Below are 18,676 nucleotides of genomic sequence, written 5' to 3' on the forward strand. Positions count from 1 at the left end.
GGGACTGTGGAAGCTAGCGTGTGGGGGTGACTTCCTGCCTTCAGGGCTTGAAGCCGTACTTGGCGCAGTAGGTCCGCATCTTGCGTTTCGCGCCCGCGGACGAGAGCGAACGCCACGCGCCATTGGCGTTGGAGACATCACCCCGGCGGCAGTAGGCCTCGCCGAGAAGGACTTTGGCCTCCTCGGTGTCCTGGACGCGCTGGGTCCGCAGGGCGATGCGGATCGCCGTGTCCATGTCTCCCGAGCTGAGCGCGCGCTCCGCCTCCTGGAGGTCCTTGCGCACCGCCTCGGGGATGGCCACGGGCTTGTTCTTGGGGGACGTGGCCGGCGGTGGCTTGTTCTCCGGTGTGGCGTTGGCCACGGGCGTGGAGTCCGGCGGCGTGGGCGTGGGCGTCGGTGTCGGCTCGACGGGGGTGGTGTTGGTGGGGGGCGGCGTGGGCGTCGGCGTGGGCGCTTGGGTCGTCTGCGTAGGAGTTGGCGCGGGCGTCGGCGTGGGATCGGCCACCGCCACGGGTGGGGTGTTGTTCGGAGCCGGCGGGGGAGGCGAGGAGATCATCCCTCGGCCCACGAAGAGGCCTCCGGCGATGAGCACCACGGCGGCCACGGCCGCGATCAGCGGAGTCTTCGAGCGAGCCGCGGGCGCCGGAGCTGGGGCCACGGGGGCTGGAGCGACGGGTGCCGGGGCCGCGAGGGGAAGCGCGGTGGTTCGCTGGACTACGGGTTCCGGCTCGGCGGCACGGAACGCCGCCAGCGTCGAACCCTTCTCCACGCTGGGCTCGGGCAGGGCCGCCGGGGACGGAGCCGCCTGAGCCGCGGGTACCGACGCGGGTACTGGAGCAGCCGCTCCGACGCGCGAGGGGACGAATGTGGCATCCGTGCCGCTCTCGTCCGCCGCGTCGATGGAGGGATCATTCTGGCGGAGGGCTCCGCGCAGCGGTACCGGATCCGGCCCCAGCCCGGCGAGCCCCTGCAGAGGCGTGCCGGTCAGCTCGGCGATGAAGGTGGCCACGTCCTGGAAGCGCTCCGCTGGGGCCTTGGCGAGCGCCTTGTCCACGGCGGACACGGCGCGGGCGGGCAGATCAGGCATGCGAGTGGCGAGGGACTCGGGCTGCTCGTGGACGACGCGGTAGATGACCTCGGCGATGGAGCCGCCGGCGAAGGGCGAGTCTCCGCACAGCATCTCGTAGACCATGCAGCCCAGGGCGAAGATGTCCGCGCGGGCGTCGATCTCCTTGTTGCGGCCCATGGCCTGCTCGGGCGCCATGTAGCGGGGAGTGCCCATGAGCACGTCATCCTGGGTCTGCAGCGTCTGCGAGCCCATGAGCTTGGAGATGCCGAAGTCGAGCAGCTTGACGCGCTCGATGGGCATGCCGTCGGACTCGGAGGGGACGAGGAAGACGTTGGCGGGCTTGAGGTCGCGGTGCACCACGCCCGCGCGGTGGGCAGCCTGGAGCGCCGAGCCCATCTGCCGGGCGACGGAGAAGGCCTCGCGCATGGAGAGCCGGCCCTTGCGCAGGCGGTGGGCGAGGCTCTCTCCGCGCAGGTGCTCCATGACGAGGTAGGGGGTGCCATCCTCGAGGGAGTGGAAGTCGATGACTTCGACGATGTTGGGGTGGCCGAGCTGGGAGGCAATTTCCGCCTCGCGGCGGAAGCGGGCGTACTGTTCGGCGCTGAGGTCCTCGCTGCGAAGGAGGACCTTCACGGCGACCTGTTTGCCGGGCAGGCGCAGGTGGCGGGCCAGGAAGACGGAGCCCATGCCTCCCTTCCCGAGCAGCGAGGTGAGTTCGTAGGTCTCTCGGAGGACCGAGCCGATACGGATTTCAGCGGCGGGGGCAGGGCTCATGAGGCAGGGAGGCGGATCAGCGGGGGGCACACTTAAACCGCTTCAGCCGCGATGTTCCAGCATCCCACCTTTCTCGGAGAGTGGGAGTGTGCTCCCTGAGTGGAAAATTCAAGTGTTGCGGGGGGTTATCCGCCGAGGGTGAGGTCAGCGAGGCTCTTGGCGTCGAGGGCCTGATGGAGCCATCGGTCGAGCGTTTTCAGGTCCTTGCAGGACAGGATGCGCTCGCGGGTCTGCTCATCCACGGTGATGTGCCGAGCGGACAGGATTTGCAATACGGACTGGGCACGTCCTTCCGCGATTCCCTCGGCTCGCCCCTTGCGCCGGCCCTTCCGCTCTCCCTGCTCGATGAGATCCTCTGCCATGGTCTTCATCAGTTCCTCCGCTTGTTGCTCCCCTGTCATGGAATCTAACACGCGCCGGAGCGCCGGTCGGGCGTCCTTGGGTCCCACCCTGAGCAGGTAGTGAACGATGGAGCGCAGTTGCTCCAGCCCCTCGGGGGAGGCCAGCACCTCTTCTAGTAGCGGCTTCCATCCCTCCAGCAGGACCGCCAGCTCTCTGGAACGGCTGGAGCGCAGCAGGAGCCAGGTCATCCGCACCAGGGGCGGCCCCGGGCGAGCCCGGAGTGCCTCCTCACGCTCGGCCGTCAGGTCATCGACCAGATACTCGAAGCGTGGCACCACCTTCCGCCATCGCTCCCTGTGCTCATCTGGCAGGAAGAACAGCTCTTCCAATCTGCGCGCGGCTGTCCAGCGCCCCTCCTGCCCGTGGTAGAGCACCATGGGGATGATCGTCGGCAACCACTCGTTGTCCGGGTGCAGGTGGCGCCAGTGGTCCAACTGGCGCACCACGTAGCGCAGCATCCTCAAGGCCATCCACCGGTCTACAGAAGATTGGTGCTCCAGCAGGAAGTAGAACAGCACGGGCCGTCCGCCGTGGAGCCGGGCCGAGAACAGCAAGTCGCTCTGGCGCTCGCGCAGTTCCAGATCCACCACGCTGCCAGGTTCTCGGTGCAGGCTGCTCCAGTCCACCTGCGCCACCAACTCGGGAGGCAGCACGGCGCGCAGCTCCGCCGCCGCCCGCTCGGGGTGGCCGAAGGTGTAGCGCGCGAACAAGTCATGAGGCCCTGACATGGTAGGCCGCGCTAGAGCATGCCGCGTGCCAGCAGCGCGACGCCCGTGCCCCCCGAGGGAACTCCAAGCTTCACTTGCATCGCCAGGGCATCCCAGTGGCTCTCACGGTGGACGGTGAGTCCCACGGCGGAGACGGTGGGCCGCTGGGCGGAGGCCCGGAGGAAGTGCTACGAAGGAAGCAGAGCGCTGCGTTCCCTCGAGAGGCGCGCAGCGGCTGTGGCACCCACCTCGTGCGTGTGGTGCGAGAAGGAGGCTCGACATGAGCGAGCGCACCATCGTCCTGCTCGCGGTCAGCGGCGTGACGTTCCTGCTGGCGGCCAAGGCGCACGGACGTCAGCTCCGGCTCGAGCGCGAGCTCGAGGGCTATCACCGCGTCGTCTTCGGCGGCTCCAATCCGCCCTTCGTCGAAGCCCTCTGGCGCGCCGACCGCGTGCGCTACTGGACCATCGCCGCCGCTCTGTCCATCGCGGTGCTCGGGCTGTTCGCCCTGGCGCGGGCGCTCGGGTGGGCGTGGCCCTTCCTCGGCGGTGGCGGCGGTTCGGTCGCGTGGCTCGTGGTGTGGGGCGCTCCCGTGGCCGCGTTCCTCACCTGCGGCGTCTGGAGCCTCTCCCGCTTCATCCTCGCCATCTCCGCCAGGCTCGACGGAGCCGTGGACTCCGAGTGGATCAGCGAATCGCTCCAGGGCAGCGCCTGGTGGTTCACCGCCGCGCTGCTGGCCACCGTGCTCGTCCTCTTTGCCAGCACTCGCAAGGTGTGAAGGCCGCCGAGCAGGCTCTCGAGAGCAGTCGAGCGGGCCTCGGTGCTTGACACGAAGGGCCCCCTGCCCCGAATCAAGAGGGAGCATGGCTCACATCCTCCACCACTCCACCGAGCCCCCCGGTCCGTGCAGCTACCTGCCCGACCGGTCGGCCTCGCTCGAGCAGAAGGTGATGACGGAGGTGACGCCCGAGGAGTTCGAGGAGCTGCTGGTGCGCGGGTGGCGGCGCTTCGGCCCCTCGTACTTCCGGCCCGCCTGCCAGGACTGCGCCGAGTGCATCCCCCTGCGCATCCCCACCGCCACCTTCCGCCCCAACCGCAGCCAGCGTCGGGCTCGCTCCGCCTGCGCCCGCTTCCGCGTCGAGGTGCGCTCCCCCGCCGTGGATCCGCAGCGGCTGGCGCTCTATCACGCGTGGCACGCCTGGCGGGAGGAGGCTCGGGAGTGGCAGGCCTCGGACTTGAGCCCTCGGGACTACTTCCTCCAGTTCGCCTTCCCCCACCCGTGTGCGCGCGAGGTGGCCTGGTATGACGATGAGGTCGAGGGAGGGCCTCGGCTCGTGGCGGTGGGACTGTGCGACGAGACGCCCCAGGCCTGGAGCGCCGCGTACTTCTTCTTCCACCCGGACTATGCGCACTGTTCGCCGGGCTCCGCCAACGTGGTGAAGCAGGTGGAGCTGGCTCGCGAGCGCGGCATTCCCCACGTGTACCTGGGCTTCCGCGTCCGCGAGTGCGCTTCGCTCCGCTACAAGGGCACGTTCCGTCCGCATGAGCTACTGCAGGGGCGCCCCGCTCCGGACGAAGCTCCGCGCTGGGAGTTGGCCGCCGCGGAGCCCGAGCCCTCGGCTCCCGGAAGCCCTCGCGAGGAGTGAGCAGGCCACGCCGGGAGGCACCGCGTTCGCCGTGGGACAGCCCGTGAGGACGCCCCTGGGAAGGCGGCCCGTGTCCGGGGCAGACTGGGGCCATGACCGGCACTTCGCCCCTGCCCTGGTTCGCCTTCTCGCTCTCGCTGGCTCCGGAGGTGGCGCGCGAGCGGCTCCGGAACATGCCCGTGCTCGACCTGCCCGACGGCGAGCTGGCCGAGGCGCTCGATGTGACGCTCGTCTATGACGCGCAGGCGCCGGACTGGGGCGGCCGCGTGGCGCGGCTGGTGGATGCTCCAGGCCGGCGGGTGATGGGGCTGCTGCGGCGCATGCCTCCCCCGGTGTGGCCGTTGGTGGCGCGGCTCGAGGCCACGCTCTCCCAGGCCGCCGAGGAGCGCGCGGTGCGTGTGCGTACGGCGACGGGGGCCGTCCTCTCGGCGCGGACCTTCACTCCCGCGGATCCGCGGCTTGCGCCTCAGGGGCCGATCAGCGTGGAGTTCCTCGTGGCCCACGCTCGCGCCGCCGAGCGCGCCGCCCTCCCCGCCGCCTACGTGGAGCGGCTCCAGGCCGAAGCCCACCTGGTGCAGAAGGTTCAGCAGGCTCAGGCCCAGCGCGTTCGCTAACCCTTTGGTTTCACGGGGCTGAGTGGCCCGGCCGCAACTTCTCGGAAGTTGGGGAAGATAATTCCATACCTCTGCCCTCCATCCCCCGTGGGGGCCTCGGGAGAACGTCATGCAGATCGGCGCGAAGACGCCCCCCGCGGACCGCATTCCCACCCTGTCGGTGGGGACCACGGTGCCCACTACGTCCGGGAGCTGGAGCCGCTCGACGGCTCGCGAGGTGCCCATCTCCGAGCTCCAGCAGAAGTTCGGCTGGCAGGATGGGAGCTGGCAGGCGGATCTGCTGAAGGCGGCGGACGCGGCCAGCCCGGTGAGCAGCCGCCAGGGCAACGGCAGCGTGTCCGCGGCGGAGGTGGAGCGCTACCTCCAGCAGCCGGACGACGCGCGCTTTCTCACCTCCACGGCGTTGCAGCAGGAGCGCTCGGCGCTGGACCAGCAACTGGCCGGCGGCGCGAAGTCCGTGGACGTGGATGCCTTCGACAGCGGCTGGCAGGACGCGGTGGCGAAGCGCGCGGACCTGATCAGCGGAGACGGGAACGGGAAGCTCTCGCGGGCCGAGCTGGATTCGTACTTCCGCGACTTGAAGGGCGGCAAGGTCCAGGGCTCGCAGTGGGTGCCGGATCAGAAGTCCGCGATGTTCCAGAGCAAGGTGGCCGAGAGCGCCGGAGAGCTGGATCCGCTGCGTCCAGCGGGCTCGGATAGCGGCGTGTCGCTGCTGAAGGAGTACATGCGGCTGTCGGTGGACGCGTCGAAGAACGTGCCGAAGTTCGTGAGCTACATGCTGTCGGCGGCGGACATCCAGGAGACGCCCGTCGAGGTGGACCGGGACAACAGCAGCTTCCAGAAGGATCCGGAGCTGGGGCGCGCGGGGGCTTCGGCGTCGGACTATGACGGGACGGGGTTGGACCGGGGGCACATGAAGCCGGCGGAGGATTCGCCCACGCAGGAGGCCATGGACGAGAGCCACCTGATGAGCAACATCGCTCCGCAGCAGCCGAACCTGAACCGCCAGGCGTGGCGCACGTTGGAGGCGGCGGTGAATGACATGGTGGCCACTACCGGCGGCAAGGCGCACATCATCACGGGCAACCTGTACCTGGATGCGCAGGGCAAGCCGCTGCCGGCCGATGCCATCGACACGATTGGCGCGAACACGCGGCGCATCGCGGTGCCCACGCACCAGTTCAAGACGGTGCTGCTGGAGCTGCCGAACGGGAACCTGAGCATGTTCGCGTACCTGGTGCCCAACCTGAAGGATGCGCCCACGAAGAAGGACGACATCCTCCCCTGGCTCGAGGGCACGCGTACTTCGGTGGACCGTATCGAGGAGCTGCTGGGGCAGGACCTGTACGCGCAGCTGCCGAAGTCGGTACAGGAGAAGCTGGAGGGGGATACCTCGGCGCGCATGGCCTTCCGGGATGCGAGCCAGTACGAGTCGGCCTCGCTGCTGTGGCGCCGTGAGCGCGAGCGCGAGGGTTCTCCAGGGGCCTGATGAAGGTTTTTCCCGTGGGCGGGGACGCTGCCCAGGGAGCCTTCCGGGCGCGGCTCGGGCCAACCTGTCCACTTGTCCTACAAGTTCGGTCCATCGCCGCCGACAGGGGGGAGGTGAGCCACCCGGAAAGGGGGACCCTCCGGGCGCGGTTCGAGCCAACTGGTATTCCTGTCATACCAGTTCGGTTGATTGCCGCCGGCCGCGAGGCTGCCCCGTTCAGGCAGGCCTTCATCCTTCGCAACGTGTGCCTGTGCCTTTTTCCTGGAGGGGGTAAGAGAGGGCGTAGCGATGGCTTCTGCTCCCTCTTCTGCTGTTTCCACCTCTCGCGCCACGGCGATCGGCGCGGTGGCGATTCTCCTCTGGGCCTGCCTGGCGCTCCTGACGACGGGAACGGGCACTCTTCCTCCGTTCGAGATCGTGGCGATCACCTTCGCCATCGCCTTCGCGCTCTCGGTGGGCAAGTGGTTGCTGTTCCGCGAGAGCATCTTGGGCCACCTGCGGCAGCCGCCCCGCGTGTGGCTGATCGGCGTGGGCGGGCTGTTCGGGTACCACTTCTTCTACTTCATGGCCCTGAAGACGGCCCCACCGGTGGAGGCCAACCTCATCAACTACTTGTGGCCGCTGCTCATCGTGCTGTTCTCGGCGCTGCTGCCAGGAGAGCGCCTGCGCTGGTGGCACATCGCCGGAGTCGTCCTCGGGCTGTGCGGCTCGCTGCTGCTGGTGACGGGAGGCGGGCGCGTGGCGTTCCGCGCCGAGTACACCGTGGGCTATGCGTCGGCGCTGGCCTGTGCCGTGACGTGGGGAGCGTACTCGGTGCTGTCTCGGCGGCTCGGCTCGGTGCCCACGGACACGGTGGGAGGCTTCTGCGGCGCCACGGCCCTGCTGGCCGCGGTCTGCCACCTGGCCTTCGAGCGCACCGTCGTGCCGAACCCCGTGGAGTGGGGCGTGCTGCTGCTCATGGGGGCGGGGCCGGTGGGACTGGCCTTCTTCGTCTGGGACGTGGGCATGAAGCGCGGGAACATCAAGGCGCTAGGAGGGCTCTCCTACGCCACGCCGCTGTTGTCCACGCTGCTGCTCATCCTGGCGGGCCGTGCGCGCCCGAGCGTCGAGCTGGTGCTGGCCTGTCTCTTCATCGTCGGTGGAGCGGTGCTCGCCTCGAGGGACTTGTGGGCGCGCAAGGCGCTCTCGCCTTCCTGAGGGCTCCGGGCGCGGTGCTCCGGTGGCGCCGGGTGCCCGTCAGTACGCGATGGTGACGGCTCGGCGGAGGAAGTGAGCATCCTCGAGTTGCTGGACCATGAAGTGGGCGAGATCCGCCCGGGAGATGCGAGCCAGGGCGCCAATGAAGATGTCCTCACCGGCACGCCAGAGGCCGTGAGCTCTTCCCTCGGTCAGCCGCGGAGGCCGCACGAGGGTCCAGTCGAGCCCGCTGTCCCGGATGAGCTGTTCCTGGAGCTGGCGGTCCTGGGTGGCATTGCCGAGGGCGGAGCGCATCCGCCGGTACAGCCACCCGAGGCGCTTCTGGGGATGGCCAATCAACACGCCCGTGATGCACACCAGCCGCTGGACGCGCTGGGCCTGCATGGCGCTCACGAGGTTCCGGATGCCCTCGGAGCACAGCGTGGGTGGAGAGTCCCGGCCTGGACCGAGCGCGCAGAGCACGGCGTCCTTTCCGGCCACGGCCCGAGACACGGCGGCGGAGTCGAGCACATCTCCCTGCACCACGGAGACGCGTGACAGGAGCGCTCCGAGCGCCTCGGGCCGTCGAGCGAGCACCGAGACAGTGAGGCCCCGCGAGAGCGCATGCTCGACGATGAGGAGACCGGTGCGACCGGTGGCACCCAGGATCAGGACCTGCTTGCTCAAAAGGAGTCCTCCGCGCAGGAGTCTCGAATCAGGCCGCCGTGTTGGGGAAGTGCGGGTTCTCGATGATGCCCAGCACGTTGCCGAACGGATCCTTCACGGTCGCCACGCGGATGCCGCCACCCACATCGTGGACCGGGGTGGCCGGCGTGGCGCCCTGCTTCAGCAGCCGAGCCCATGCCTCGTCCGCGTTCTTCACGCCCCAGTAGGCCACTCCGCCCGTCGCTCCCGGCGAGTGCGACGACGTGTCCGGATCCAACCCCAGCTCGAAGCCTCCCACGTTGAAGCCCACATAGAAGGGCTCATCGAAGTACGGCTTCACCCCCAGCACCTCGCTGTACCAGGCGCGTGCCTTCGCCACATCCGTCACCGGGTAGATGACCGTCCGCAGTCCGAGGAAATGTCCAGAGCTCATGGCGGCGCATACTCGTGAGCCCAGGGGCCTGCCGCAACTCCTATCTTCCTGCTTTGCTACGAGCCGTGCCCACCCCGCAGCAGAGCCCGAGCCTCGATGCTTTCGTCCTCCTCAAGCGGCTCGCCCTGGGCGCCATGTCCGAAGTATTCCTCGCCGAGGCCAAGACCGCCGCCGGACCCGACAGGCTCGTGGCCCTCAAGCGCATGCGCCCCGAAGTCGCTGGAGACTCGGTGTGGGTTCAGCAGTTCCTCGACGAAGCCCACCTCACTCGCTTGCTCAACCATCCCTTCCTCGCGCGCCTCCTCACCTTCGGCCAGCACGAGGGGCTGCTCTTCCTCGTCTTCGAGTACGTGCACGGCCTCACGCTCGCGCAGTTGCTGGAGTCTCGCCGTGCCTCTGGCTCCGCGCCTCTGCCCTGGCCTCACGCCACGCGCATCGCTGCATGCGTGTGCGAGTGTCTGGACTATCTGCACGGCCTCCGCTCGCGCGAGGGGGAACCCCTGGGGCTCGTCCACCGGGACATCCATCCCGGCAACATCATGCTCGCCGATACCGGAGCGGTGAAGCTGATCGATCTCGGCATCGCTCGCCGGGCCGGGCGCCTCACCGAGACGCAGCCCGGGTTCGTGAAGGTTCGCCTGGAGTACGCCGCGCCCGAGCAGCTCCGTGGCGCTCCGGTGGATGGCCGCACGGATGTCCACGGCGTGGCGCTGACCCTCTACGAGCTGCTCTCCGGTGTACAGCCGCTGCGGCGGGACAGCCCGGCCCAGACGATGGAGGCCGTGCTGAAGGAGGTGCCGGGTAGGCTCCGCGTACCAGGCCCCGCGCTGCCAGATGTGCTCCGGAGGGCGGTGATGGCAGCTCTCTCCAAGGAGCCGGAGCGGCGCCCCTCCCTGGCCGACTTCCGTGCCGCGCTCGACGCTGGCTTGCGCACCGCGCGCGCTCCGATGGTGGGGCTGCCCGAGCTGGCCGACCTGGTGGCCCCCTGGCTCCCCGGAGCCGGCCGCCTGCCGTGGAGCCGTGAGCGCGCACAGGACGAGCGCACCGCCACCAGCACCGCCGAGCTGTCCGGTGCCTCGCGGCGCGGGACGAAGGGCTGAGCCTCAGCGGCTGCCCTTGAGCCCGTAGCGGATCAACAGCCCGTGGACATGGCTGCGCGCCAGCCCCGCGGTGCGCGCCACCTCGGAGACGTTGTTGTCGCAGCGGACGAGCAGTGCCTGGAGGTACTCGCGGGTGAAGTCCTCCACCATGCGCTCCTTGGCCTCCTTGAAGGTGAGGGCGCTCAGGTCCCCCACCGTCGGAGCCGCACTCACCGGCTTGCTGTCCGGCAGCTCCGCGTCCCCCACCGCCAGCACCCGGTGCACGAAGTTGCGCAGCTCCCGAACGTTGCCCGGCCAGTCATGCGCGAGCAGCCGCCGCACCAGCTCGTCCGTGAGCGGGAAGTCCGGCTGTCCCGATTGCTGGAAGAAGTGGCGCGCCAACACGGGGATGTCCTCGGCACGCTCTCGCAGCGCAGGCACGTGCACCGGCACCACCGCCAGCCGGTAGTAGAGGTCCGCTCGGAAGCGCCCCGCCGCCACCTCCGCCTTCAAGTCGCGATGCGTGGCCGCCACCACTCGCACGTCCACGTCCCGAGCGGCGTTGTCTCCCACCCGGCGCACCGTGCCGGACTCCAGCACTCGCAGCAGCTTCGGCTGCAGCTCCAGGGGCAGCTCGCCAATCTCGTCCAGGAAGACAGTGCCGCCGTGAGCCGCGGCCAGTTGCCCCTGCCGATCGGCCATCGCTCCGGTGAAGGCTCCCTTCGCGTGCCCGAACAGCTCGCTCTCGATGAGCGAGGACACCACCGCGCCACAGTCCACGATGACGAACGGCCCGTCGCGGCGCGGGGAGGCCTGGTGGATCGCCTCGGCCAGCACTTCCTTGCCCGTGCCCGTCTCACCCAGCAGCAGCACGGGGAAGGCTGATTGCGCCGAGCGCTCCAGCATGCCGAAGAGCCGCTGCATCGCGGCGCTCTGTCCCACCGCTCGCCCGAAGGTGGTGCGTGGCGCCTGTGTCTCCGCGTCCTCCGTGGGCAGCGGCGCGACCAGCAGCGTCGTCTTGCCGAGCGTGAAGCGAGCCTCGCTGGCCACCGTCACTTCGTGGATGCGCACGCCCAAAGAGAAGGTGCCGTTGCGTGAGTCCACGTCGCGCACGCGCACGCCCTCGGGCCGGGCTTGCAGCTCCAGGTGGATCCGCGACACCGTCGAGTCGCTCAGCCGCAGGCCCCCGTCAGCCTGGGTGCCCACCAGCAGCGTGCCTTCCAGCGCGGCTTCCAGCCCCGTGTCGGGCCCTGCCTCCACCACCACCCGGAACCGGGGCCCGCGCACTTCCGAACGCCCGGCCGCCAGGGCTGCGGGGGACAGCGGTTCGGTGGAGGAAGCGCCCATGAGCTGTGGCAACATAAGACTGCCCCATGTCACTCCACAAGCAACCCTCCCGGTGCGGCACTTGCGGGCTGCCTGTCGCGGATGCGACGGGTGTCTGCACGGAGTGCACCGCCATCACCGAACGTGTGGGTGACGAGGCGTGGCGCTCTCCCGCGCCATCGCGGCCGCTGGAGCCGGGAGATGTGCTCGAGGGCAAGTGGCGGCTGGAGAAGCTGCTCGGCGCGGGAGGCATGGGCCGGGTGTTCCGCGCCACGGATGTCGCGCTGGAGCGCCCCGTGGCCATCAAGCTGCTCCACGATGCGCTGTGCCAGGATCCATCGAGCGTGGCGCGCTTCGAGCGCGAGGCCCGCGCCATGGCGCGCCTGGAGCACGCGCACATCACTCCCATCTACGCGGTGGGCCGGGATGCTGGGCGCCCCTTCATCGTCATGAAGCTCCTGGAGGGCGTGTCGCTGTCGCACTACCTGCGCTCGGCGCCCGGCCCACTTCCTGTTGCGGAGGTGCTCGCTCTGGCGAGGCAGTTGTGCGCCGGGTTGGACTTCATCCACCAGCGCGGCTGTGTGCATCGCGACATCAAACCCGGGAACATCTTCCTGTCTCCGGGTGGGCACGCGACGTTGCTGGACTTCGGCATCCTGTGGGAGCACCGCGGCGCGGGCGCGACGACGTCGGGAGTTATGCTGGGAACTCCCGGCTACATGGCTCCCGAGCAGGCTCGAGGTGAGCCCGTCGATGGCCGCGCGGATCTGTTCTCGCTCGGGTTGGTGCTGGTGGAGCTGTTGACGGGGCTGCCTCCGTCGAAGTCGTGTCGGCTCCTGGGTGAGGGGGCTCGGCATGCGGCGGAGGCGCTTCGGGGGCAGGCTTCGTGGCTCTCCCCGAGAATGGCGGAGGTGCTGGCCAGGGCCGCCGCGCTCAACCCGGAGCAGCGTTACGGCAACGCGATCGAGTTGTTCGCCTCGATGCAGGAGGCGGCGGGCGGTGACTCGAAGGCGGTGAAGCCAGTCCAGGTGACGCCAGGGCCTCCCGCGCCACGGAGTTTGCCAGGGAGGAGCAGACGCCGGCTGCTGGCACTGGGGCTGGTGAGTGCCGCGGGTATCTTCAGTGGAGTCCTGTTGGGGATATCGCACTTCAGGGGCTCGGACGAACGCTCCCCTGTCGAGATGGCGAGCACAGGTGGGACGGCTGCTGTCACGCCTGTGGCTGCGCCGGCTCCTGCTGCTCTTGTCGTGCCTGATCCGGCTCCAGTCTTGTCGCGGCCGGCCGTGCAGGAACAAGAGCGGGCCGCCATGCCGCCGTCGGCCGTGCAGGAGCAGGTGGCTCCGTCGCCTCCCGTCGCGGAGGCAGAGAGCCCCGTTCCACGTGCTGCCCCTTCATCCCGGTCGCAGAAGTCCGTGACAGCGCGTAACACGGGGCCCGCTGCCTCCGGCGCATCCGCGAGGGCAGGCAAGGAAGCTCGCCAGCGCTCCGGAGAGCTGCGCGTGGTGACCGTGCATGACGGCAAGACTGTTTGGGCCGATATCAGCGTGGACGGACAGCACCACGGCGCCACCCCGGTCTCCCTCTCGCTGCCTGCGGGACGGCACTCCGTGCGCGTGGAGCGCAACGGCTTCTCCCCCGTGGAACGCAAGGTCGACATCCCCGCGGGAGAGCGGATCGTGGTCCGTATCGAGCTCGGCCCATGAAGACTTCCCTGCTCGTGTTGGCGCTGCTCATGTCCGCGGGGGCTCCCACGGGAGATGCGCGCGAGCTGGACGCAGCGCTCGAGGCCTTGTCCGAGGGGGACTTCGAGTCCGCGCTCGCCCATGTGGAGGCAGGACTGCGGCAGGCCCGTGACGACGCCAGCCTCGCGAAGTTGCACCTGGTGCAGGGAGAGATCCACGCGGCGCTCCGCCGGTACGAGAAGATGGAGACGGCCTTCTCCCAGGCGCTCGAGGCCGATCCGGATGCGCGCCTGGATCCGGAGCGCGTGCAGCCCACGGTGGTGAAGCGCTTCGAGAGCCTGCGCGAGCGCCTCCGAGGCGAGCTGGTCATCGACACCGAGCCCCCGGGCGCGGAGCTGCGGCTGGACGGACAACTCCTCGGACAGGCGCCATGGCGCGGTCAGGTGCCCATTGGGACCCATTCGCTCGAAGTGGGGCCGGGCACGGGTTCGAGCAACACGCGCGTCCAGGTGAAGGTGCGGCCGGGCCGGACGGAGCAGGTCCATGTCGTCGTGTCCGCGAGCCAGGAGGAGGCGGCGGAGGAGGGCTCAGACGTCTCCGCGCTCACGCTCGGTGTCCAGGGCCGGGTTGCCTTGGGGCTCGCGCCGCTCTCGGGAGTGGGGATGGAGGCCGGCGCATGGCTGGGCGGGCGTTACCTTCACGCGGAGCTGGATGCCACGGTGGGCAGCCGGTTCGGACTGGCTGCGCGCTTGGGAGCTCATGCGCCTGAACTCGTGGGTCCTGTCACGCTCTTCGTCTCGCTCGATGGCTATGCCCTGCCTTCGCCTGCGGTGCTCGGAGCGGGGCTGACGGCTGGCGCGAGCCTCCCGGTCAGCACGAGGATCGAGTTCTTCGCGGAGCTGAGCGGACGCTGGCTCTCGTCGAATGACTCCTATGACTCCACGCACCTGCTGGGCACCACCGGGCTGCGCCTCAGGCTGAACGGCCCCTGAGCCCATCAGGCCTGTCCCTATATAAGGATGCGATCCACTCGAGAGACGCTCCGGTCCGGGCGCGGTCTGGACCAACCGGTATGCCTGTCATACCAGTTGGCGCGCACTCCGCCGCCAGCGGGACTGTCTCTTCAGCGGCGCTTCATCGTGCGAAGCGGGGGCCGTCGCCTCCACAGCACCCAGGGGCCCAGGAGCATCGGGATCATCGCGAAGCCTCCCGTGGCCGCCGAGCAGCCCAGGTTCGTTGTCCACGGGCCCGCCGTCTCATCGTTATCCGGCGGCTCCCCGGGGCTGCCTGGGCCGTCCACCGTGAGCGTCGTCGACAGGAAGTCCGGATGCGACGCCCGCAGCGTGGCCAGCCCCTCGGAGCCGCTCGAACGAAAGTACACCCGACGCTCGGAGGAGCCCGCGGGGAGGCGCACCGACTCCACCGCATCCTTGCACCCCGTGTCCGCATGGAAGCTTCCGCTCCCCTCCGGCACGCTCAGCGCCACAGCCACCTCGTAAGGCGCGGGCGCGAGCGCATTCTCGGCGGAGGCCCGCAGCGATACCTCTACCGGGATGCAGTTGGACTTTGCCTCCTCCGGCAGCCGCAGCTCCAGTCGGCTGGCCATGGGCGAGGCGCTCACCCGCACATCATCCACATCGATGGAGCCGATGAAGGCTCCGGTGTCCGACCACGGCTCGCCCACCCGGAGTTGCTCCAACTGGTAGGCCGTGTCCTGCCAATCCATCCCGGAGAGGGAGGCGACCTCGACACCGTCCACCCAGAGCCAGGCCTGTCCAGCGAGGGTTTCCAGCCCTCGGGCCCCGAACTCGATCAGGTACCAGCGGTCCGTCTGCACCGGTGCCGTCGTCGGAGTGCGCCTGCTGACGTACTGCCGGCCCGAGCCGTTCCTCACGGCCAGCTCCCAGACGGAATCTTGTCTGGCGATCCGGAGCTCCACCAACGCCGGCAGCGCCTGGACGAGCACCACGTCCCCGGAGGTGCTCACCGACCGGAGGCGCAGCCACGTCCGGAAGAAGAACGTGGAAGCCAGGGGCGTGCCTCCCACGTCCGCGCTCGCATGGAACCCCGCGCTGCTGGAGCGATCGGTCAGCTGCAGTCCATACAGCCCCCGGTGCGCGGAGGCCGCGGTGCTGGCAACGGTGTTGGGGCTGCTGGAGGGAGTCTCATCCCAGCGGCCCGGGGGCGAGTCCGCTGGGCGCAGGGTTCCCGTCTCGAAGTCATCCGAGAACCAATCCGCGGCGGCGCTCGGTACCGGCACCAGGAGCATGAAGCCTCCCAGCACGGTGCCCAGCACCTTCCGTGTAGCCCTTCCCGCGAGCATCCTGGCGAAGTGTAGCAGCATGGTTCGCGGCAAGGGCGTGCTCGGGAGCGGCCTAGCGGACCACCGTCAGGTCCACGCGGTCCGCGGTGATGACGTAGCCAGAGGAGCTGGAGTTCTTGCGGCCTGAGACGGTGACCTTGAGGGTGTGGGAGCCCGAGCTCAGCGTGGGGCTGGTCCACAGCAGCGCCTGCTCCTGGCGGGTGGAGGAGTAGAAGTCCACGTCCACCGCCGTGCCGTTGTCCACCGAGACCGAGGCGATGCCGTGGTGCGAGGCCACCGAGCCGTACAGCTTGGCCTGCGTGCCGGTGAAGCGCACGACATAGGAGGAGCCCGTGGTGTTCGAGTAGTGGTCATCGCTCTGGAACTTGCCGGTGCCGGTGCCGGCCTCCCAGGTACCGGTGAACTCGAACTGCTCCTGGCCGGTGCCCACCACGCTGTCATTGAGCTGCACCACCACGGTCTGCTGAGAGGAGGCCGTCACCGTGACGGTGGCGCTCGTGCCCACGTTGCCGGCGGCATCCACCGCCTTGGCCACCAGCGAGTGCTGGCCCGCGGTGGCGCTCCAGGTGAAGGAGTAGGGCGAGGACGTATCCTCGGCCAGCTTCACGCCGTCCACCCACAGCTCCACCTTCGCCACGCCCACGTTGTCGCTGGCGGAGGACTGCACCGTCACGCTGCCCACGGCCACGGTGCCGCCGGTGGGCTGGGTGATGCTCACGGTAGGAGCGGTGGTGTCGCTGCCCTGCGTCGCCCGAGTCACGTCCACGCGGTCCGCGGTGATGACGTATCCGGAGGAGCTGGAGTTCTTGCGGCCGGAGACAGTGACCTTGAGGGTATGGGAGCCCGAGCTCAGCGTGGGGCTGGTCCACAGCAGCGCCTGCTCCTGGCGAGTGGCGGAGTAGAAGTCCACGTCCACTGCCGTGCCGTTGTCCACCGAGACCGAGGCGATGCCGTGGTGCGAGGCCACCGAGCCATACAGCTTGGCCTGCGTACCCGTGAAGCGAACGACATACGAGGAGCCCGTGGTGCTCGAGAAGTGGTCGTCGCTCTGGAACTTGCCGGTGCCGGTGCCGGCCTCCCAGGTACCGGTGAACTCGAACTGCTCCTGGCCGGAGCCCACCACGCTGTCATTGAGCTGCACCGTGTCTCCCGTGGTCGGCGGAGGCACCGACGCCAGCGGGTAGTCGTGGATCATCGGCAGCATCGGATCGTTCGGCCCGAAGTTGAGCTCGCAGCCGGTGACGTTCGCCGCCTGCCACGTCCACACGAAGACGCCCGCCGCGCCGCCCGCCAGGTACTGCTGGAACTTCTGGCGCATGGCGTCCCGGCGCTGGGTGCGGTTGGTCCGGCAGCCGCTGTCGGCGCCGTTGATGCCCGTCTCTCCGACGATGAGCGGCTTGTTCAGCGCGTTCATCGCGGCGATGGCCGGCGCGAAGTGCGGCGACACGATGGTGTTGCCGTTGTTGTAGTCGTAGTCGTACTCGTGGAGGCTGCCCACGTCCACGTTCGGCACGTCGTGGATGGACTGGAAGCCGGACTGGCCTCCATACGCCCACGGCGCCCACGAGCCCGAGCTGATCAGGTGGTTCGGATCGATCTGCTTGATGGTCGTGCTGACGTCGTTGAAGAAGGCCTTCAGGGTGGTGTTGTCGGTGTCACCCGGCTCGTTGATGAGCTCCCACATGCCAATGGAGGGCGAGTTCGCGAAGCGGGTGACCACCTGCTTCACCCACGGCACATAGTTGGTCTTGTACCCGCTGGAGTACCAGGAGCTCTGCTTGCCGCTGCCGTCCGAGCCGTTGTAGCCGTCCCACTCGCCGCAGTAGCTGCGCCCGTCGGCCAGGGTGAGGATGAGCTTCTGGTTGTACTTCTCGGCCGCGGCCACCACCTTCTCGAGGTTGGCCAGGCCCTGAGGCTTGAACGCCCAGGCGCGGGTGAGGCCGTTGGCTCGCAGCCCGGCGAAGAACGCGTCCAGTTGCGCGTCGTTGGGCGCCGCGCCACAGCCCGTCAGCGGGAAGGCGTTCAAGCCCACCATCTGGTACGGCGCGCCGTTCAGGTACAGCTGCTTGCCCTGACGGTAGAGGAAGTTGGCTGGAGCCAGCGCGCTCGCGCCGGTGGGAAGGCCCTCCGCGTTCTCCTCCAGCGGTGCGTTGCACGCGGCCAGGAGGGACAGCACGAGGAGTCCACGGAGTCGATGAAGGATGGAGGATGAATGCATGCGTTGCTCTCGGATGGGGAAAGGGACCTCGCGGTCTTGCGCAGGCCCAGAGCAACGGCAGTGCCAGTTCGGCACTTCAGGAATTTCGAGGATTTGCGGTGTTCCCTGGCCGTCTCCTGTCCTCTCCACAGGACAGGACCTGTTCACTCGAGTGGACAGGTCGGTCCGAGCCCCTCAGAACCGCGCGGCCAGTCCTCCGAGAAAGCCGCCTCGGGGCGTGGTGCCCACCACGGGCATCACGTGGAAGCCGGCGCGGGCCTGGTGTTCAGGCGGGTCCGGCCGGGTGAGCACGGCGTGGGAAATCTCATAGGCAGCCACGGCGCCGATGATGGGCCCCACGAGGGCCGAGAGGATGAACAGCCCGATGTTGTCGGTGGCGACGCCGATGCCTGCCGCCACCGCCGCGCCAGACAGGCTCCCGAGGAAGGTGGCCAGCCCGTCTCCCTGGCCTCCCATGAAGCGGCCGGTGCCGGTGACTCCCATGGATACTCCGACGGTGTACGAGAGAGTCAGGCCGGTGAGGACCGCGGCGCCGCATCTGCGTTCCTCGAAGCCGTCCGTTCCCAGGCAGAAGGGGAGCGCACCCAGCGTGGTCGGAATGGATCCGACGACGAGCCCCATCATCCCCGTCACGCTCCCAGCCCAGGGCGTGACGAGCAGCCGCAGCGCCGTCTGGAATCCCTCGCTGGGCCGCCGCCGGGGGATCAGCTCACCCGGGTCCGGTGCCTCCTGGGGCTCCGGTGCCTTCTCTGGCCTTCGTGCCTTCGGAGGAGCGGGGACAGCCGGCCGCGCCGGGCGAGAAGTGGGCGCCGGGACGATCGGCGGCGGGGTGGGGGTCTCCTGCGCGGGTGGGGTGTAGGGCGTCCACTCCTCGGGCGGTTGGGCGAATGCCAGGCTCGACACGAACAGGCTCCAGCACAGCACGAGGCGGGGCGGACTCATGCGCGACAGCCTAGTGGAGTGTCCGACAAGTCATTCGACATAGTCGTGGGGAATGAATAGCTCTGGTGGATGAGGAGACGACCGCCGCACCTGATCCATCTGGTCCCCGAAGAAGCAGCGTACTTGGAGA

Annotated in this window: 16 protein-coding genes; 8 read left to right on the forward strand and 8 right to left on the reverse strand. The window is 69.1% G+C overall.

Translation table 11 applies throughout. From position 1 onward, the window contains the following. Window positions 1–40: 40 nt before the first annotated feature. Together KY501_RS49630 and KY501_RS49635 are read right to left on the reverse strand one after the other, a co-directional pair. Window positions 41–1,843 (reverse strand): serine/threonine-protein kinase, encoded by a 1,803-nt coding sequence (locus KY501_RS49630; RefSeq protein ID WP_224372521.1) that lies wholly within the window; start codon window positions 1,841–1,843, stop codon window positions 41–43. Window positions 1,844–1,968: 125 nt separating this feature from the next. After that, the gene (locus KY501_RS49635; protein ID WP_224372523.1) at window positions 1,969–2,973 is read right to left on the reverse strand and encodes an Rpn family recombination-promoting nuclease/putative transposase; all 1,005 of its coding nucleotides are present in this window, start codon (window positions 2,971–2,973) and stop codon (window positions 1,969–1,971) included. A 259-nt stretch (window positions 2,974–3,232) separates the two neighbouring features. Here KY501_RS49635 and KY501_RS49640 point away from each other — a divergent pair, with 259 nt between their 5' ends. The 5 genes from KY501_RS49640 (at window position 3,233) to yddG (ending at window position 7,898) form a co-directional block, all read left to right on the forward strand. Further along, window positions 3,233–3,730, forward strand: coding sequence for a hypothetical protein (locus tag KY501_RS49640; RefSeq protein WP_224372525.1), 498 nt, complete (start codon window positions 3,233–3,235; stop codon window positions 3,728–3,730). 85 nt (window positions 3,731–3,815) lie between these two features. Further along, window positions 3,816–4,598, forward strand: coding sequence for an arginyltransferase (locus KY501_RS49645; RefSeq protein ID WP_224372527.1), 783 nt, complete (start codon window positions 3,816–3,818; stop codon window positions 4,596–4,598). A gap of 92 nt (window positions 4,599–4,690) precedes the next feature. After that, window positions 4,691–5,212 carry a gamma-glutamylcyclotransferase gene (locus KY501_RS49650; RefSeq protein ID WP_224372528.1) on the forward strand — a complete coding sequence of 174 codons (522 nt, stop codon included), beginning with the start codon at window positions 4,691–4,693 and terminating at the stop codon, window positions 5,210–5,212. A gap of 109 nt (window positions 5,213–5,321) precedes the next feature. Next, window positions 5,322–6,701 (forward strand): DNA/RNA non-specific endonuclease, encoded by a 1,380-nt coding sequence (locus tag KY501_RS49655; RefSeq protein ID WP_224372530.1) that lies wholly within the window; start codon window positions 5,322–5,324, stop codon window positions 6,699–6,701. 288 nt (window positions 6,702–6,989) lie between these two features. Continuing rightward, window positions 6,990–7,898 (forward strand): aromatic amino acid exporter YddG, encoded by a 909-nt coding sequence (gene yddG, locus KY501_RS49660; protein WP_224372532.1) that lies wholly within the window; start codon window positions 6,990–6,992, stop codon window positions 7,896–7,898. Between the two features lie 39 nt (window positions 7,899–7,937). Here yddG and KY501_RS49665 read toward each other — a convergent pair whose 3' ends face one another. Together KY501_RS49665 and KY501_RS49670 are read right to left on the reverse strand one after the other, a co-directional pair. Then, a complete protein-coding gene (locus KY501_RS49665) occupies window positions 7,938–8,564 on the reverse strand; it encodes an NAD(P)-dependent oxidoreductase (protein WP_224372534.1) in 627 nt (208 codons plus the stop codon). A 28-nt stretch (window positions 8,565–8,592) separates the two neighbouring features. Continuing rightward, window positions 8,593–8,976, reverse strand: a complete 384-nt coding sequence (locus KY501_RS49670; RefSeq protein ID WP_224372536.1) for a VOC family protein — start codon at window positions 8,974–8,976, stop codon at window positions 8,593–8,595. Window positions 8,977–9,041: 65 nt separating this feature from the next. On the opposite strand from KY501_RS49670, the gene KY501_RS49675 reads away from it, so the two are divergent. Continuing rightward, the gene (locus tag KY501_RS49675) at window positions 9,042–10,076 is read left to right on the forward strand and encodes a serine/threonine-protein kinase (RefSeq protein ID WP_224372538.1); all 1,035 of its coding nucleotides are present in this window, start codon (window positions 9,042–9,044) and stop codon (window positions 10,074–10,076) included. A 3-nt stretch (window positions 10,077–10,079) separates the two neighbouring features. Here KY501_RS49675 and KY501_RS49680 read toward each other — a convergent pair whose 3' ends face one another. After that, window positions 10,080–11,417 carry a sigma 54-dependent Fis family transcriptional regulator gene (locus tag KY501_RS49680; protein ID WP_224372540.1) on the reverse strand — a complete coding sequence of 446 codons (1,338 nt, stop codon included), beginning with the start codon at window positions 11,415–11,417 and terminating at the stop codon, window positions 10,080–10,082. An 11-nt stretch (window positions 11,418–11,428) separates the two neighbouring features. Here KY501_RS49680 and KY501_RS49685 point away from each other — a divergent pair, with 11 nt between their 5' ends. Further along, complete coding sequence (locus KY501_RS49685) at window positions 11,429–13,084, forward strand: serine/threonine-protein kinase (RefSeq protein ID WP_224372542.1); 1,656 nt, start codon at window positions 11,429–11,431, stop codon at window positions 13,082–13,084. Beyond that, window positions 13,081–14,055: a PEGA domain-containing protein gene (locus tag KY501_RS49690; protein ID WP_224372544.1), complete on the forward strand. Its 975-nt coding sequence runs from the start codon at window positions 13,081–13,083 to the stop codon at window positions 14,053–14,055. Before KY501_RS49685 ends, KY501_RS49690 begins: the two co-directional genes overlap by 4 nt. Before the next feature lie 131 nt (window positions 14,056–14,186). Here the strand turns inward: KY501_RS49690 and KY501_RS49695 are convergent, their stop codons facing one another. From KY501_RS49695 to KY501_RS49705, 3 genes are all read right to left on the reverse strand, one after another. Then, window positions 14,187–15,419 (reverse strand): hypothetical protein, encoded by a 1,233-nt coding sequence (locus tag KY501_RS49695; protein ID WP_224372546.1) that lies wholly within the window; start codon window positions 15,417–15,419, stop codon window positions 14,187–14,189. 19 nt (window positions 15,420–15,438) lie between these two features. After that, complete coding sequence (locus tag KY501_RS49700; protein ID WP_224372548.1) at window positions 15,439–17,604, reverse strand: Ig-like domain-containing protein; 2,166 nt, start codon at window positions 17,602–17,604, stop codon at window positions 15,439–15,441. 174 nt (window positions 17,605–17,778) lie between these two features. Next, complete coding sequence (locus KY501_RS49705) at window positions 17,779–18,546, reverse strand: hypothetical protein (RefSeq protein ID WP_224372549.1); 768 nt, start codon at window positions 18,544–18,546, stop codon at window positions 17,779–17,781. Window positions 18,547–18,676: the final 130 nt, after the last annotated feature.

Origin of the sequence: Hyalangium versicolor (assembly GCF_020103695.1) — a bacterium.
Lineage (GTDB): Bacteria > Myxococcota > Myxococcia > Myxococcales > Myxococcaceae > Hyalangium > Hyalangium versicolor.

Coding starts and splice junctions, on each gene's coding strand:
- KY501_RS49630 (WP_224372521.1), bottom strand. CDS start 1,843: ATGAGCCCTGCCCCCGCCGCTGAAATCCGTATCGGCTCGGTCCTCCGA.
- KY501_RS49635 (WP_224372523.1), bottom strand. CDS start 2,973: ATGTCAGGGCCTCATGACTTGTTCGCGCGCTACACCTTCGGCCACCCC.
- KY501_RS49640 (WP_224372525.1), top strand. CDS start 3,233: ATGAGCGAGCGCACCATCGTCCTGCTCGCGGTCAGCGGCGTGACGTTC.
- KY501_RS49645 (WP_224372527.1), top strand. CDS start 3,816: ATGGCTCACATCCTCCACCACTCCACCGAGCCCCCCGGTCCGTGCAGC.
- KY501_RS49650 (WP_224372528.1), top strand. CDS start 4,691: ATGACCGGCACTTCGCCCCTGCCCTGGTTCGCCTTCTCGCTCTCGCTG.
- KY501_RS49655 (WP_224372530.1), top strand. CDS start 5,322: ATGCAGATCGGCGCGAAGACGCCCCCCGCGGACCGCATTCCCACCCTG.
- yddG (WP_224372532.1), top strand. CDS start 6,990: ATGGCTTCTGCTCCCTCTTCTGCTGTTTCCACCTCTCGCGCCACGGCG.
- KY501_RS49670 (WP_224372536.1), bottom strand. CDS start 8,976: ATGAGCTCTGGACATTTCCTCGGACTGCGGACGGTCATCTACCCGGTG.
- KY501_RS49680 (WP_224372540.1), bottom strand. CDS start 11,417: ATGTTGCCACAGCTCATGGGCGCTTCCTCCACCGAACCGCTGTCCCCC.
- KY501_RS49685 (WP_224372542.1), top strand. CDS start 11,429: ATGTCACTCCACAAGCAACCCTCCCGGTGCGGCACTTGCGGGCTGCCT.
- KY501_RS49690 (WP_224372544.1), top strand. CDS start 13,081: ATGAAGACTTCCCTGCTCGTGTTGGCGCTGCTCATGTCCGCGGGGGCT.
- KY501_RS49700 (WP_224372548.1), bottom strand. CDS start 17,604: ATGCATTCATCCTCCATCCTTCATCGACTCCGTGGACTCCTCGTGCTG.
- KY501_RS49705 (WP_224372549.1), bottom strand. CDS start 18,546: ATGAGTCCGCCCCGCCTCGTGCTGTGCTGGAGCCTGTTCGTGTCGAGC.